Consider the following 14,794-nt stretch of genomic DNA (forward strand, 5'->3'; position numbering starts at 1 on the left):
GTCTTCCCCGCCGGGCATTTTCATTTGTGGAGGTCGAAATGGCTTTGCCTGAACCCACTGGTCGTCATCGCAGCCGCCCGGCATTGCGACTCGTAGAAACGAAGGACATGCCGCGTGAGGACTGGCTTGAAGTGAGGAAATCCGGCATCGGTGGAAGTGATGCCGCAGCTGCTGTTGGGGTCAGTCCGTATCAGTCGATGCTGGAACTCTGGCTGACGAAGACAGGCAGGGATGCGAACCTGCCAAAGCCCGATCCGGACGATACAACCGAGCCCGTCTACTGGGGAACGATTCTGGAGCCGATCGTCGCGGCGTCCTACACGAAACAGACGGGCAATCGAGTGCGACGCGTCAATGCGGTCCTCCAGCACCCCACCATCCCATGGATGCTCGCGAATGTGGATCGCGAAGTCGTCGGCAATCGTGATGTCCAGTTGCTCGAATGCAAAACCTCGGGAGAATTTGGTGCGCGACTCTGGCGCGACGGTGTTCCCGAGTACGTCGTGTGCCAAGTTCAACACCAATTGGCCGTGACGGGCAAGCAGGCAGCCGATGTCGCCGTGCTGCTGTGTGGCCAGAAGCTCGACGTGCATCGCATCGTGCGCGACGACGCACTGATCGCCCGGCTCATCGAACTGGAAGCGGTCTTCTGGCGGTATGTGGAAACCGATACACCGCCTCCCGCCGATGGATCGGAATCTGCCGATCGTGCGCTGCGCTGCCTGTATCCGGGTGCAGGCGGCACGGTCGATTTCACGGATGACCGTCGCCTCTCGTCGGCCTTCGCTGATCTGGTCGCCGTGCGAGCCGAGATTGAAACCCGCCAGACGTTTGAAACCCGGTTGAAGCAGACCATCGTGCAAAGCATGGGCGAAGCGGACCGTGCCCAGTTCGAGACGGGTTCTGTGTCGTTCAAACGCAGCAAGGATGGCTCCGGCGTCGATCTCAAACGGCTGCTCGCCGATCACCCCCAGTTCGCCACGCAGTACGCCATCACGAAACCGGGTTCGCGCCGGTTTCTGGTCTCTATCTGACCCGTTGTTCCAATCTCTCTATTACCCACAGGAGCATTGTCATGCTGAAGGGTCTTGTGATTTCGCCTCCCGTTGTCGGAAGAATCTCCATCGGCCGTGTGGTCGAGAAGAACGGTAAACGTCTGCCGGAAAAGGACGACCAGTTCACGCTCACAACCCAGGTGCAGCAGCGCGGAGAGTGGATGCTGCACCCGCTCAACGAAGAACTCCGCAAGGCGACATCGGGCAAGCTGCGCTCGATCCCCGTGCGCTTCCTGTTCAACGATCCCGATCTGAACCTGCGCGCCGAGTATTCGTGTTTCGATCGCGATACCGGACGGCCAGTGTGTGTCGGCAATGGTGAGACGTGCCGCCGCGCTACGGATGCCGGTATCGAGGAACTCCCGTGCCCATCGCCAGATGGCTGCGCGTTCGGCCAGGGCGGAGCCTGCAAACCCTATGGTCGGTTGAACGTGCTGATCGGCGACGAGGACGAGATGGGGAGCTTCTGCTTCCGCACGACTTCGATTAACTCGATCCGCACGTTGGCTGCACGGTTGCACTACTTCTCGGCAGTCTCGGGTGGTCTGCTCGCCTGCCTGCCACTGGAACTGAAGCTGCGAGGCAAGTCCACCACGCAAAGCTACCGGAGCGCGATCTACTACGTTGATCTCGGCGTGCGCACGGGCAGCACGCTCGAAGCAACGATCATCGGTGCGCGTGAGCTGGATGCGCGACGCCGTGCGGCAGGTTTCGACCAGACCGCACTCGATGCTGCTGCGCGTGCTGGATTCGCCAATGGTGCATTCGAGGACAGTATCGAAGAAAGCGCCGCTGTTGCCGAAGAGTTCTATCCGGAGGAGTCCGGCGATGGCGGTAGTCACGATGCTGGTCGCGTCAATGCCACGGTGACCAGTACGCCTAGCCTGAAAGACCGGCTGGATCAGCGTGCCGCACTGCTCGGCGGGAAGGCCGCATGATCCGTCGCGTAGCGCTCGTTCTGGCAGTCGTGACAACGGGCACTGCCATCTGTATGTCGGTACTGGCCGGCTGGCAGCGCGGCGGGTGGCTGTCGGAACGGCTCGTGTGGGTCGCAGTCGGCATCGTGCTGGTTGCCGGCGCACATCTGCTTCCCACACTGTGCCGGTCAGCGCCGCTTGCCGTGCGCGGTGTCGGTACGCTGCTATGGCTCGGCTGCATGGCGGCAGCCTCATTCGGCCACGCGACGTTCTTCCTGCTGTCGCAGTCGCACGCGGGCGATGCTCGGGTATCGCCATTGGGGGACGCCAATACGCCCGCGCATCGCAGTCTCACCGCAGTCATGTCGGATCGCGCATCGGTGACGGTGCAACTGGCTCAGGCCAATGCGCACCGTTGTTTCGGTGACTGTCCGCTACTGCGTGGGCGCCGTGCCGGACTAGCCGCGCGATTCGATGCACTGGATGCCGAGGCCCGCGAAGTCCGGCGGGCGCAGGCCGTCGAAGATCGAGCCGAAACGCGCCGCGATGTGGTTCGCGCCGATCCGGTCACGCTCCGGCTCTCAGCGCTTTGTGGGTTGACGGTCACAAAACTCGATCTACTGGCCGGGCTGGTGTTCGCCGCCATCCTCGAAAGCATGGCCTGTCTGCTCTGGTGGCTCGCATTACTTCCACGCACGACTACCGGGACGGCACCCCGTCACGAGGCCGTCGCTTCGGTCACGCCGGAACGACTGAACCCGCCTTCGGCAGTCACGCCCGCCGTTTCGTCCGAATCACTGCCCGCTGTCACGGCGACGACGGAACCGGAAACCGACCTCGTGAAGCTCGTTCGCGACGTTCAGGCTGGCATCGTCAAGCCCACCGTTACCGGCATCCGCCTGCATCTGCGGTGCTCGCAGGCCAGAGCTACGACACTGCGCCGCCAGCTCACCGACCTCACGCCGTAATCCGGGCGCGTCCTGCGCCAGGTTCCCATTCATCTTGCGATCACGTTATCCGGCTCCGCCGGAGGCCCGTGCTCGTCCTGTTTCCGGAGGTATTCATGAGCAATATCACCCGTCTCAAACCGCTGTTCCATCCGGGCCGGCTATTGATCACGCCCGAGGCGCACGCAAAACTGCAAGCCAGTCAGATTCCCGTTATCAGCGTCATGTTGCGACATATCGCTGGTGACTGGGGCTGCGTGTGCGACGAAGACCGGGAGCAAAACGACCTATCGATCGTAGCCGGCCTGCGTCTGCTGTCAATCTATCCGCTGCCGGACGGCGCTCGCATCCTCGTCGTCACCGAGTGGGATCGCTCTCAGACCACCATCGAGTTGCTTGAGGAAGCCGCCCCGGGAGGAATTTCCCACCCGCAACCGACTACCCGTTGCCGCTATCCGGCATGGCCCGAGGTGACTTACCAGGCGAGGATCGCAGCATGAGCGGACAGACGCGCACTCGCCTACGATTTCCGATGGGCAGGACGGTCATCACGCCCGCCGCACGGTCCATGCTGGAACAGGTCGGGCTTTCGCCGGTCGCCCTGCTGGATCGGCACTGCGGCGGAGACTGGGGCGAACTTGAAGCTGACGACATCGCCGAAAACGAACTGGCGTTGCTGACCGGCAAGCGCCTGCTGTCGAGCTACGTAATACCGGGTGGCGGCAAGGTCTGGGTCATCACCGAAGCCGACCGCTCGGTCACGACGATCCTGCTGCCAGAGGACTATTGATGCCCGCCCTCGTCCAGAAGTTGCACCCGGCGCTACGTCCGGGACAGCAGCTAATGCTTGCCGGAACCCGCCAGCCGCTCTTCAGCCGGCAAGGCGACTGGGACGGCGGCAGTGCCCTGCATTGCGTTGCGATGGCTCTCGCAATGCTCGGCATGCTCGCCGATCCGGTCGATCTACCCGCTTACGCAAGCGGCCCTGCCGCGCACTTCTGGGATCACGCATGGCCGCATTACCTGCATGGCCTAACGCCTTCCGGACTAGCCAGTTTCGTCTACGAACTCAATACCGGCGTACAGCCTGTTCAGGCCGAAGGCTCTCCCGCCGAACTCGTTCGATTCTGCGCGCAGGAGTTGAGTGCCGGGTGGCCGGTCATCGTCTGGATCGTCAACCATCGCACCGATGACCGGCATGCCGCGCTGGTCGTCGGGATTGAGGAGCGGGACATGATCGCAAAGGCACTTCTTCTGCTCGATCCGTCTGGGACTGCGCCGGTGCTCGGTGTGTGCAACGCACGGCTGGAACCTAGAGAGTCGTACGCCTCATACATCACGCCCGAAACGAGCGTGCGGGCAGACGTAGATGGCGCGGTGTCTATCCGCACGCTGAAAGAAAATTCTACCGGAGCCTGCTGCGCTTGATTTCGGGCGGTGTCGCTGCGTTCGCGCGGCGCTCACCAGTCGGCATCAGCGACACATCGTCCAGCGGTGCAAACAGCGCGGCCAGCGTTACGTTCAATGAATGGCAGATGTTCGCCAGGGTCTCAATGGACGGATTGGCAATGCCTCGCTCGATCGCCGAGATGTACGTCCGGTCGATGTGCGCCTCAAAGGCGAGCGTTTCCTGCGACTTCCCGGCCGCATGCCGGCATTCCTTGACCCGCTTGCCGAGGGCAATCGAGATCGGGGCGGGTCGGGCTGCAGGAGAAGGAGTTGGGCGCTTCGCAGTCATGGCGTGCAGGATGCCCGCCCGTCGACTGATTAACGACGTTTCATACTCTACATTTAATGTAGCGTTTACACTTCATTTTCTCTTTATCAGGCCGATATTGAGAATTGTGAGCTCACATCCCAGGCCATCGTGCGCCCGTCTTTGTCGAGTAAACACCACATCCATATACTTGAGAGGAAACCACACTGTGCAGAAGAACACGCTCAATACGGGGATCACGAAACTGGCGCTCGGCGCATTCATGTGTGCAACGCTCGTCGCATGTGGCGGCGGTAGCAGTTCGGGCACCAGTACCCCGAGCGTCACCACGAACGGCACGGCCGCCGTTGGCGCGCCGATTGTTGGCGGCACCGTGTCGTTCAAATGTGCCTCGGGTGCAACGGCATCGGCAACGACCGCCGGCGATGGTACATATTCCGTAACCTTGAAGTCGGCAGACTACCCGTGTGTCGTGCAGGTCGCCGGCGGCCAGGCGAACGGTGCAGCCCTTGCGTCGGCGCTGCACTCGGCCTCTGCCGCGCCTGGCACGACCAACGTCACGCCACTCACCGATCTGATCGTCGGCGTGCTGGGTAATGGAAACGCTTCGGCGCTTGATGGCGCTACGTCGAGCGCCCTGTCGAGCGCGATTACGGCCGACAACCTGGCGAGCGCGCTCACGAAGGTCCAGACTGCGATCGCAACCTTGCCCGGCAAGCTGGCAATTGCGAGCGGCTTCAATCCGCTGAATTCTCAATTCAGCGTGGGCGATTCCAATGACGCACTACTCGACCAGTATGCGGCGGCGCTCGATGCTGCGGGTCTGACGCAAGCCGATGCTGTCACGCACACGCAGGCTGGCACGGCGATGACGAAGACGCCTTACTCGGCGATTGCGTATACGACTCCGGGCATCACCGCGACACCGATGGGCACCTCGCTCAATCTCGACAACACCTTCGGTATCGCTATCGCCGATCCGAATCGTGGCCTGTACGTTGCCAAGGCAAATCTCGATGCGAGCGGCAATGTCAGCTCGTTCGCGACTCCCGGCAAGTTCACGGCCATCGTGAGCGTTCTGGGCAACCGCGTCGGCGAACTGTGCACTGCCAACGGCGTCGGATCTGTGTCGGAAGGTCAGCCGGGACAGTACGTCTATGTGTCGAGCGATATGGTGGAGGTGACCGATCTGAGCGAGCTGAACAACCGGACATTCGACGAAGTGGAAGACTGTATGCAGTCGGGTACGGCGACGTTCGCTAACAACGGTATCGTCACGTTCACGGGCAATGACGGTCAGACGGACGCTCCGGTCAGCATCGTGCAGGCACTCACTGCGGCGGGCGCTCCCGACCCCGCAAACCATTCGGTAGAGCATGCCAGGGTCTACAAGTACACCGATTCGACAGGCGCCGCACGGTATGCCTACATCACGATCAACGGCACGACGGGCACCGACGATCCGCTCACGTTCGATACCGACACGAAGTACGTGACGATCGGATTGTCGCGGTAAGCATCCAGCTATCCGTGGCCTGATGTCCCGACCGGGTGCGGCGGCATCTTTCTCAGCGCAGCGGCTAGTTGTTCCGGCCGGCTGCGCTTTCTTTATCAGGCGAGCGAGCTTCCGTCGGCTACGCGCGCCAATCTCTACTCACTTTTTCACTGATGAACATGAAATTCACCACGCTTGCCTCGGCGGCGTTCCTGAGCCTAGCATTGGCCGGCTGCGGCCATTCCGAAATCGACACGGTCAAGGCTGCAACCGTTCCGCAAGACTCGACCCATACCTACGAGACGGCTCTGTCGAATCGGGCCTCATGCGAGAAGGATAGCTGGCACACGTTCAAGGACGACACGAACCGGACGGTCGTGGAATACCGCTGCGAGCTGAAGAACGGCGAGGCGCTGCTTGCGGAGTTCCGACAGCGGAAGATCATCGATACGCAGCACGATTTCCAGGGCTATTATCACGGCCTTGATCAGACAGCCGAGAGCCTTCACCAGCAGAATCCTGAGGCTCTGGAGAAGCAGCTTGCCGATGCACGGAGTCAGCTCGCGCAGTTTCAAGCCAATGGCGCGCCGTCCGGTGCCGATACGCCAGAGGCACTGAAACAGCGCATCGTCAATCGCGAAAGTACGTTGGAAACGGCTCAATCCGCCGTCGAGCGGGCACAACGGGATCTGGATGATGCCCGGAATGGCCTGATCGGCGCACAGCAGGAGCGGGCGCGTTTTGAGCAACAGGAGAAGGACGCGCTCGCGCAGATCGACAAGACATATGGCGGCGTTACCACTGCAACCGAGGTGTTCAAGTGGCACGTCAGAGATGGCGAGGTAGTGCCCGCCTGGTCTGGCGTCGAGTTTACGAAGCAGGACGGCACTACTGCACGCCAGGATAGAAGCTGGCAGCAAACGATGGGGGATTTGCTCAACCATCGCGGCGACGATCACGTTCATGCCGTGCTCAATGTCCCCGACAACATCGTGCCAAGCCAGCAGCCGTCGGCATCCTGATCGGCAACCCCAGCGACGAACGCAACCGATACTGTTCGGGCACCCAGCAACCAGGCTCAGCCTGCTACGACGTGAAGCCGGAAGACTTCCGCGACGGGATGGGATGGGCGATGAAGACGCCTTCACCGCCGACTTCACGAACCGAAACGACGCGGCGATCATATCGAGTAATTTTTATAGTTATTTTTATAACTCTGCGCCATAATGTCACCGGCCCGGCACCTTAGCGCTGGATCTACAACCCCGGGGCCACTCGGCCCCATCACCGCAGGTTCATTTTAATGTCCTTCGACACCGAATCCGAGCATACGATCAGGTTTCAGCCCCGCGGCCGCGTGACGAAGTCCACGCGCACGTTCGAGATCACCTTAACGTCGCGTCTTACCGGCTACTACATCAACATCGTCGAGTTGAAAGACGGTGGCGGCCGCGTACCGGTTGCACTGAACGATCCGCCCCGCTACACCCTGCATCCCGCTGCTTTCCACTCGATGCGCAAGCACTACCGCGGCGAACTGGTCGGCGAGATCTTCGCCGAACTGCGCCACGAGGCGGTGCGCCCGATTCGCTTGAGCGCGGAACCCGGCAACCTGCCTGAGTCCGACGCTTATATCGAAGCCAATCACGACGAACGCATCTGGCCGGACGGCTTCGAAGGCGCAGTCGTGGACGATCTGTCGGACTGGCTCCCCCACTTGCAATTGAAGCCGGAGGCCTGAAGCGATGGGACGCGCGTCGCTCAATTGGCAAGAAAATGAGACGGAGGCGATCACGCGTGCGATCAGTAACGCTCATCGAACCCAACCGACTGACAACGAGCAGTTCCTCGGCGAGGTGATCAGCAAAATCGCAGAAGTGACTGGCCGCGTTTACGGCCAGTCAACTTACGACCGTTTGATCCGGGCGGCACTTGGCGTCAATGGCACGAAGCGCCGTCCGTCCGCTCCTACCATCCAACGCGCAATTGAACGCTATCGAGAAGCAAACCAGGAGATCGTTGGTACTCGCAGCACACGCCTACCTTCGCCTCCAGGCAACGAGATTGGTGCGGCCCTCCCCCCAGCGGTGCGTCAGTTGCTGGATTCGCTGCTTGCCCGGTCTGACGAAGACAACAAGGCAATACGTCACGCTCTGGAAGCTCTCGCTGAGGCCCATGCCCGTGTCGCATCGCTTGAGTGCGAGAACGCGCAATTGCGGGAAGCGCTTGTGGCCGCACAGCCCAAGCATGGCGCTAAGGCAGAGCATCCTAAGCCCCGATAAGGCCACTCTGCCTTAACGCAATCAACTTATCTCGAACGCTTCGCCATGCCGATCTCGGCCATCAGGATGCTGATCGTCCTCGGCGAGATGGCGTAGATTCGCACGCAACGCCGTGCGCTTTGCCGGGTTATGCCAGTTTGTCTGGCTGAGCCAGAACAACGTGCCACGCCAAGTTGGGCGACATTTTTTTTGTTTCAGCCCCGGCTGCAACGGCAGCAAACAACCCAGACTTGAGTGATCGTGTCAGCACAACGGGAGCTAGATGATGCCCGGAATGGCCTGACCGGCGTGCAGCAGGAGCGTGTCCGTTTCGAGCAGGCGGAGAAGGATGCGCTCGCGCAGATCGACAGGACATACGGGAATGTCACGCAAGCGAGTGAGGTATTTCAGTGGTTTGTCCGGGATACCAATGTCATGCCGACCTGGTCCGGTGTCGCGCTGACCAAGCAGGACGGCAGCACCGTGCGCCAAGACAGAGCGTAGCAGCAGACCATGTGGGATTTGCTCAATCACCGGGGCGACGATCACGTTCATGCGGTGCTCAACGTCCTGGACAACATCGTCCCCGACCAGTAGCCATCGGCACCAGTACAGGCCGCCAATACGAGTCTGGCAAGAGGAGAGTCTGGCTAAGCCAGAACAACATGCCGCGCCAGTATGGGCGGCATTTTTTTTGCCGCCCAAGAGTGTCATCGGTCCGTCACCGGCCCAGATGAGGACGTTCTTGGCGAATTCCATCAGGGCCCGCGGCTTCGGCCTGCAAAAGGCCGAATATAAGACCGTAGCCGATACCTCGTTAAGGCATCACATCAAGATCGACCTGGCAAACCGGGCGGTGTCCATATAAGAGTGTGTCAAAACACAGAAATCTGCTGGGTGCAGAGGTGTTGGCTCGCGGGTACCTGCGCTCGTGCCGGACTGAAGAATTGGCTTTACCGCGATTTTGAACGGGATGAAGATGCACACGATACCCTGACTTCAATGCTTCATTGCGTGAGCCCTCACGCCCGCATTGCTTCCATTACCGCCGACATGCCGAGAAGCTTGATCACGCGCTTCATGTTGTAGGCCAGCACGTGCAAGCTCATCTCCGCATCTCGCCGCCGACAAAATCGTCGAACACCAGAACTTCGTCTGGGCCAATTCGTCGATGTCCGGCAGACGCGTCAAAGTGCGCCGCCTCGCTGACGTTCTGCAAATGGAGTTCGCATCGGCATGATGGAGCGTCGCATAGAAGCTTCGCTTTCTTGGGGTAGATCTGGCCGCTAGAATCGGCGACAGCGTTCAGCGCCCGGATAGCTGACCATGGACTGCCGCGTTCGGCCACAACCCGCAGTTCACATGGGTCGTCGGTGGACGCTCAGGCGCCGCCTCCGCCCCGTAACCGGCCATATGCGCATATAAGCAATTCGAGTTTGATAGGTCTTGTATACTTGCAACGCGTTCGCATTCGGACGCAGACCTATACCAAAAGAAAATTCCAAGAGAAAATGTCTCGAACATAGTGCAGGAACCAGCTTGTCCTGCATCTCCCGCGGAATGTATTGCGCTAAAACTCGGGGAAATCTATGAGATCTATTCTCAACTGGCTCGCCGCAGCGGCTTCGCTCATTGGGCTGTTCTTCACGCTGCGACCGCCACAAAATTCTTTCAGTCACACGCAAATCGGCTTTGTCGTGCTGACGGCGGTGGTCTTCGGCGGCGCCGCCATCTGGGACCTTCGTGAAGCGCGTAAGCGGTCCGCAAAGCGATACAAAGATACTGCCGCGATCAACAACTACATGTATGCAATGCTGCGAAACGGCGGCAGATGTGAAATTTGCTCTCGTGACGCAAGCTGGATTTCGGAAACGCGGATCTATTCGCTGCTTCAGGATAAGGCTCGCCGAGGCGAACTGACATTTCTAGTCCATCAAAGCACGGAAAAGATCAAGGCACTCGGTGCGATGGGTGCGGAAATAATCGAATACGGCGCATTCGGATTCGAGCCAGTTACCCGCTTCACGGTCGTGAATGCAGGCAATCACGCCTCTTCATACGTGGCTGTCGGTCGAAAAAAGCCCCACGAGCCCCACATTATTGAGGAACTTGACTCTTCACACCCCACTTACTCGATGGCACACGATGTCATTCGCTCTATTAGGTCCGCCAATGATAAGTTTAAGAAAAACTAAAAGCTTGTCGCGTATTACGCGTGAGTGGGACGCAATAGCGGGGTTGCGAGAGCAGCAAATCTCCTCAGGAAAAGATCACAGCGCCAATCACGTACTGGCGCCTGCGATACTTGACGAGCTTACGGCCGTTGACTGCTTGGTAGACGTCGGCTGTGGCACGGGCTGGCTCACTTCTCGCGTCGCGTCGCGAGCGAAGATCGCCGTCGGGTTAGATCCGAGTCGCGAGTCAATTGCGATTGCTCAGACACGACACGCGAGCCCGTCGATAACTTACCATGCTGAAAGCATTGAAGAATATGCGCATCGACGGTCGCGTCCGCGTTTTGATGCTGCGATCTCAAACATGGCTGCGAGTAGCGCGCCCGACTTAGAGGCCTTTTTCTCAGGATCGCGACGGATATTGAAGAGGGATGCGCTGTTTATTGCGACTGTTCCGCATCCCTGCTTCTGGCCTCTCTACTGGGGGTATGCATCCGATCCCAAATTCGATTACGGCAAGTCGTTTGCTGTGGAGGGCGAATTCAAAATTCGCAAGCAAGCCAGCGACATGCTTACAACTCACTTTCACCATCCCCTTGATCGATACATGTCTGCTCTCGAAGGCGTCGGGCTCCCTGTGACGAAGGTGCGGGAACTGTCAGGGCGAGGTTTTAAGTTTCCCAGATTCCTGCTTCTTATTTCTCGTGCGGTCTAACGACTCATTCCAGCCGATGACCACGATGCGCGGCTGGCTTGCAGTCGTGTACCGACGTCTGAGCAACTTCTAGGGTACGTCGACCTCAGCGCCCGGTTTGCGCTCGCTCAGATCACAATTGAGCGGGATTTTTCTGAGGAAATTCCGCGCGGCATAAACGGAAACTTTGGTTCTCGCCTGCGGATTCCAGAAAGCCGACTCGGAGCGACGCCACTAACCCCACGAAAAGCACCGGACCTTGGGAACCGATGAGCCGAGCGAGCCAGACGCGAGGCAGTGTCAATCAGTCAATCTACTCGAACATTGTTGAACTGCAACGCCCAGGATTGACAGCGGAAAAAGCAACGCGAACACTTCGAGTTTGTCCTGAATCGTTGGTGTCCGATGCTTTTTTCGAGAGAAACTATCCGTGACCGGCTTCACGAGGCAATAGATGCGGCCGACTTTCCGAATGCGCTCCCATCAGACCGTTACATTGAGACATATCAGGGAATTCTGAGTGACTTCGAGTCTGCGACGAGGGACGGCTGGACCGAGCAACTCGTGGTCGATTTCTTTGAGCGCATCTACCGCCAATATAGATGGATGCCTATGCGGGGCGCGCTGCGCATCGACTTCGACTCGGCGCGGGCGCTTGCACAGGAGTTGAACATGCGGACAGACACATCGCAACTGATTCAACTGGCGAGTCGCGTCGCAAAGAACTCAATGGTTAGTGGTTCAAAATTTTTGCATTTCTATGACCCCGCAAGGTTTCCCATCACCGACGATTGGCTCCAACGCCTGAGCGGGAAGCCGCCTGAGTCTTCATACCGCCTAGATTATTACCGTACCTACAAAGAAGGAGTCGACTTGGTGGATGACGAGCACGCGCAACGAGCCTGCGAATGGGCGTTACAAGCCTTTGGCTACCCCGTCCACCGAACCCGCGCAATCGAAGCACGCGCCTTCTATCTAGTAAAATTCCGAGCAGGCTCTGCTGCCCGTCAATGCTCGCGAGCCTGAACCGCAGGACCTCTCAGACGTCATGGCCGAATTGAGCCATGAATGCTAGAGAACGTTCCCGTCAGGCGAGATGCCAGTAAAGCGCACCATCATTTTCTTGGCGTCCGCTGTCAACCGCAGCACAAAATTGTGCGTCACTTTTATTTTCGAGAACATGACGAAGAAGATACAAACACAAAACAAAAAGCTATTCATCAGTCATGCAGTCGCCGATGGACCGGTAGTCAAGTCGTTCGTAACGTTACTCGAATCGGGGATTGGCGTTCAACCGACTGACATTTTCTGTTCATCCATCAAGGGCCAAGGAATCAGACCTGGAACGGACTTCAAGTCATCTATCCATCAGCATTTGGACGGCGCGACCACGGTAGTGGCCTTGATATCCGAGAATTTTTATAACAGCCCTTTTTGCATGTGTGAGCTTGGAGGAGTCTGGCTCCAATCAAAGGACTTTATTCCTGTCCTGGTCCCACCGGTACATTTCGGTGAAATGAAAGCAGTTCTCGCTGGGCTCCAGGCACAACGCATCAATTCAGCAGAGGACCTTGATGAACTTCGCGACGAACTCGCTAGCCGCTTAGAGATTACGGCGCTGCCTACACCCAGATGGAACGCGAAGCGCGACGAATTCTTGGAAGGACTGTCGGGAAATTTGGGGAAAATTCCCCCTTCCCCGACCGTTCAGCGCACTCTGCTCGAAAATTCTTTGAAGGAAAAGGAAGAGTATGCAGATTCTCTGCGAGAAGCTCAGGCCGAACTCAAGAAGGTGAGAGAGCTCAATGAGAAACTAAAAAAAACGAAGGATGCGAAGGCTGTCTCGGGCATCCTTGCCGAAGCGATGGACGCGGGGGAGTATTTTGAAACGATGTGTACGGACGCGAACGTCGCGCTCGCTGAACTGGCAGGAATAACTCGCGAAGCAATCTACGTCTCCGAGCTCGGAGAGGACTTTTTCCCCGGCAATACTTCCGAATATTCCTGGGATGATGCGCAAAAGCCTCTGCAGTATAAAGAGTTGAGGCTTAACGAAACTGAAAACGGGGTTTGCCCGAACGATTCGAACAAATCCGTAAAACGCGCAGATAAAGCGGTGGGAAAGCTTCGCCAGTGGCTAAATGATGGAGAAGCGCCCGAAGAGTTTTTCGAGTGGTATTCCAGCGCTTACGAGGGGGAAACGCCTGACTTGACGGACCGTGCATTTTGGGACCGGCATCTGTGGTGACGTAAGCTGCATTGCAAAGAAGGAAGCAGGCATGGGGGTAAGCTGGTCGTAGGTCGGCTGTACCTTCATAGCTGTCGTTCGGCCTCGCGATTCTCTGTGACCAAATTGGGTCGATTTCGGTCTCCGCGACTAATGAAGTTCTGCGCTTCCGGTCGAAGAACCCCACAGCAAACAGCCTGTCGGCAGCGGCGCAATCTCTCGGCACCGAGGTAGCGCTTGCCGTATAGTTCTCGATGAGGAGGGATTTTGGAGCCGAACCGCTGGTCAGGCCGTCGCCACATCCGCCGCTTTAGCTAGCTCAGCTTACACTCACAGGCTGCGCCGCCCCCCCTGAAACCTATGCCCAGCGGGGCTTCCAGCCGTGCAGGAGGCTTTCATGCGAGGACAGTTTGCTTCAGCTTCCGGCCTCCGGAACCTAGTCCGTCAAATGAAGTAGAAACTTTCAGTCAAGTCTCGAAGTGCCAAACGTGCGTCCATGCCACGGCAACTCGCGCTCGCGTTCGAACTCGGCAAACGCCGGATCTTGCGGGCTATAGAGCACGTTGCGCCACCACAAGCACGGGAACGAATAGAGCTGTCGCCTGCTAACCTCTGATTCTGCATATGGCCGGCTATCCTTCCCCCGAAGCCGAGGAGCGCTACTCGACGGAAAATTTCCGAGTGCCGAACAGCTTGTCGTCCTCATCGCAATCGATAGGAACCTGCGTGACTTTGGCCATATACAGACCGATGAGCTTGCGTAATGCCTCACGCTTTTTCTCGTCATCGCGGTGGACATAGCCGATGGCTACGCCCCACTTGTTTTTGTACGAATGAGCATAACGGTTTGCGTTGTCAAAATCGCCCCACTGCGTAATACGCTGCCACGCCAGACCCAGTTCCTCGCAGGCCCTTACGTGATCGCGTCTGCTGACTGATACGAATGCCACGATATGGAGATGATGGTTCCCATCACCGCTATCACGAGCACGGCCATTTCCACTTTCCTGTCGCCAAATCAATGCGTGTATGTCATGCAGAATGGTGCGCTCATGGTCTTTTAGTGGCCTACCCATACGCCTACGTTTGCGTTCATAGGCTTGGGCATCCCTTATGCGCTGGAATAGCGTATCGCGGAACTTCTGCATCGTTCTAAAGCCTACGTCATCACGGAATAGCTCTTGGATGTTCAAGGTAGGGAAAAGTATCTGATAGCTCTTGCGGCTATCGAACATTTCTTTTTCAAAATCCAGACCCGTTATGCGGTTTCTGGTAAAGCGTTGCTTCTTGCGTTTTTGGGTATAGGA

General features: G+C 58.3%; 18 protein-coding genes. 14 read left to right on the top strand and 4 right to left on the bottom strand.

The window, feature by feature from the left end; genetic code table 11:
- Positions 1 to 38: 38 nt before the first annotated feature.
- The 6 genes from PQQ51_RS11600 (at position 39) to PQQ51_RS11625 (ending at position 4,347) form a co-directional block, all read left to right on the top strand.
- Positions 39 to 1,034 (top strand): YqaJ viral recombinase family nuclease, encoded by a 996-nt coding sequence (locus PQQ51_RS11600; RefSeq protein WP_408496912.1) that lies wholly within the window; start codon positions 39 to 41, stop codon positions 1,032 to 1,034.
- 41 nt (positions 1,035 to 1,075) lie between these two features.
- Positions 1,076 to 1,993: a recombination directionality factor gene (locus PQQ51_RS11605; RefSeq protein ID WP_408496913.1), complete on the top strand. Its 918-nt coding sequence runs from the start codon at positions 1,076 to 1,078 to the stop codon at positions 1,991 to 1,993.
- A complete protein-coding gene (locus tag PQQ51_RS11610) occupies positions 1,990 to 2,940 on the top strand; it encodes a hypothetical protein (protein ID WP_143885839.1) in 951 nt (316 codons plus the stop codon). The genes PQQ51_RS11605 and PQQ51_RS11610 overlap by 4 nt, the downstream gene beginning before the upstream one ends.
- A 95-nt stretch (positions 2,941 to 3,035) precedes the next feature.
- On the top strand, positions 3,036 to 3,419 hold the full coding sequence (locus PQQ51_RS11615) for a hypothetical protein (protein WP_143885838.1): 384 nt from the start codon (positions 3,036 to 3,038) through the stop codon (positions 3,417 to 3,419).
- Entirely contained in the window at positions 3,416 to 3,709 is a 294-nt protein-coding gene (locus tag PQQ51_RS11620; RefSeq protein ID WP_408496914.1) for a hypothetical protein, read from the top strand. The genes PQQ51_RS11615 and PQQ51_RS11620 overlap by 4 nt, the downstream gene beginning before the upstream one ends.
- Positions 3,709 to 4,347, top strand: a complete 639-nt coding sequence (locus tag PQQ51_RS11625) for a cysteine peptidase family C39 domain-containing protein (protein WP_408496915.1) — start codon at positions 3,709 to 3,711, stop codon at positions 4,345 to 4,347. The genes PQQ51_RS11620 and PQQ51_RS11625 overlap by 1 nt, the downstream gene beginning before the upstream one ends.
- On the opposite strand, the gene PQQ51_RS11630 is transcribed toward PQQ51_RS11625, so the two are convergent.
- Both PQQ51_RS11630 and PQQ51_RS11635 read right to left on the bottom strand, forming a co-directional pair.
- Complete coding sequence (locus tag PQQ51_RS11630; RefSeq protein WP_408496939.1) at positions 4,325 to 4,669, bottom strand: helix-turn-helix domain-containing protein; 345 nt, start codon at positions 4,667 to 4,669, stop codon at positions 4,325 to 4,327. The two genes, PQQ51_RS11625 and PQQ51_RS11630, sit on opposite strands and share 23 nt — an antisense overlap.
- A 60-nt stretch (positions 4,670 to 4,729) precedes the next feature.
- Positions 4,730 to 5,020 carry a hypothetical protein gene (locus tag PQQ51_RS11635; protein ID WP_408496916.1) on the bottom strand — a complete coding sequence of 97 codons (291 nt, stop codon included), beginning with the start codon at positions 5,018 to 5,020 and terminating at the stop codon, positions 4,730 to 4,732.
- A 61-nt stretch (positions 5,021 to 5,081) separates the two neighbouring features.
- On the opposite strand from PQQ51_RS11635, the gene PQQ51_RS11640 reads away from it, so the two are divergent.
- The 4 genes from PQQ51_RS11640 (at position 5,082) to PQQ51_RS11655 (ending at position 8,413) form a co-directional block, all read left to right on the top strand.
- Positions 5,082 to 6,152: a hypothetical protein gene (locus PQQ51_RS11640; protein ID WP_408496917.1), complete on the top strand. Its 1,071-nt coding sequence runs from the start codon at positions 5,082 to 5,084 to the stop codon at positions 6,150 to 6,152.
- 158 nt (positions 6,153 to 6,310) lie between these two features.
- Positions 6,311 to 7,153: a hypothetical protein gene (locus tag PQQ51_RS11645; RefSeq protein WP_408496918.1), complete on the top strand. Its 843-nt coding sequence runs from the start codon at positions 6,311 to 6,313 to the stop codon at positions 7,151 to 7,153.
- 281 nt (positions 7,154 to 7,434) lie between these two features.
- Entirely contained in the window at positions 7,435 to 7,872 is a 438-nt protein-coding gene (locus PQQ51_RS11650) for a hypothetical protein (RefSeq protein WP_408496919.1), read from the top strand.
- A gap of 4 nt (positions 7,873 to 7,876) precedes the next feature.
- Positions 7,877 to 8,413, top strand: coding sequence for a hypothetical protein (locus PQQ51_RS11655; RefSeq protein WP_408496920.1), 537 nt, complete (start codon positions 7,877 to 7,879; stop codon positions 8,411 to 8,413).
- A gap of 258 nt (positions 8,414 to 8,671) precedes the next feature.
- Here the strand turns inward: PQQ51_RS11655 and PQQ51_RS11660 are convergent, their stop codons facing one another.
- On the bottom strand, positions 8,672 to 9,151 hold the full coding sequence (locus tag PQQ51_RS11660; RefSeq protein WP_408496921.1) for a hypothetical protein: 480 nt from the start codon (positions 9,149 to 9,151) through the stop codon (positions 8,672 to 8,674).
- A gap of 830 nt (positions 9,152 to 9,981) precedes the next feature.
- Here PQQ51_RS11660 and PQQ51_RS11665 point away from each other — a divergent pair.
- From PQQ51_RS11665 to PQQ51_RS11680, 4 genes are all read left to right on the top strand, one after another.
- Positions 9,982 to 10,587: a hypothetical protein gene (locus PQQ51_RS11665; RefSeq protein WP_408496922.1), complete on the top strand. Its 606-nt coding sequence runs from the start codon at positions 9,982 to 9,984 to the stop codon at positions 10,585 to 10,587.
- A complete protein-coding gene (locus tag PQQ51_RS11670; RefSeq protein ID WP_408496923.1) occupies positions 10,538 to 11,281 on the top strand; it encodes a class I SAM-dependent methyltransferase in 744 nt (247 codons plus the stop codon). Before PQQ51_RS11665 ends, PQQ51_RS11670 begins: the two co-directional genes overlap by 50 nt.
- A 543-nt stretch (positions 11,282 to 11,824) precedes the next feature.
- On the top strand, positions 11,825 to 12,286 hold the full coding sequence (locus tag PQQ51_RS11675) for a hypothetical protein (RefSeq protein ID WP_408496924.1): 462 nt from the start codon (positions 11,825 to 11,827) through the stop codon (positions 12,284 to 12,286).
- 154 nt (positions 12,287 to 12,440) lie between these two features.
- Positions 12,441 to 13,508, top strand: coding sequence for a toll/interleukin-1 receptor domain-containing protein (locus PQQ51_RS11680; RefSeq protein ID WP_408496925.1), 1,068 nt, complete (start codon positions 12,441 to 12,443; stop codon positions 13,506 to 13,508).
- Between the two features lie 638 nt (positions 13,509 to 14,146).
- Here PQQ51_RS11680 and PQQ51_RS11685 read toward each other — a convergent pair.
- A partial coding sequence (locus tag PQQ51_RS11685) for a hypothetical protein (RefSeq protein ID WP_408496926.1) occupies positions 14,147 to 14,794 on the bottom strand: 648 nt, incomplete at its 5' end.

The sequence above is a fragment of the Paraburkholderia xenovorans genome (assembly GCF_046030735.1).
Lineage (GTDB): Bacteria > Pseudomonadota > Gammaproteobacteria > Burkholderiales > Burkholderiaceae > Paraburkholderia > Paraburkholderia xenovorans_A.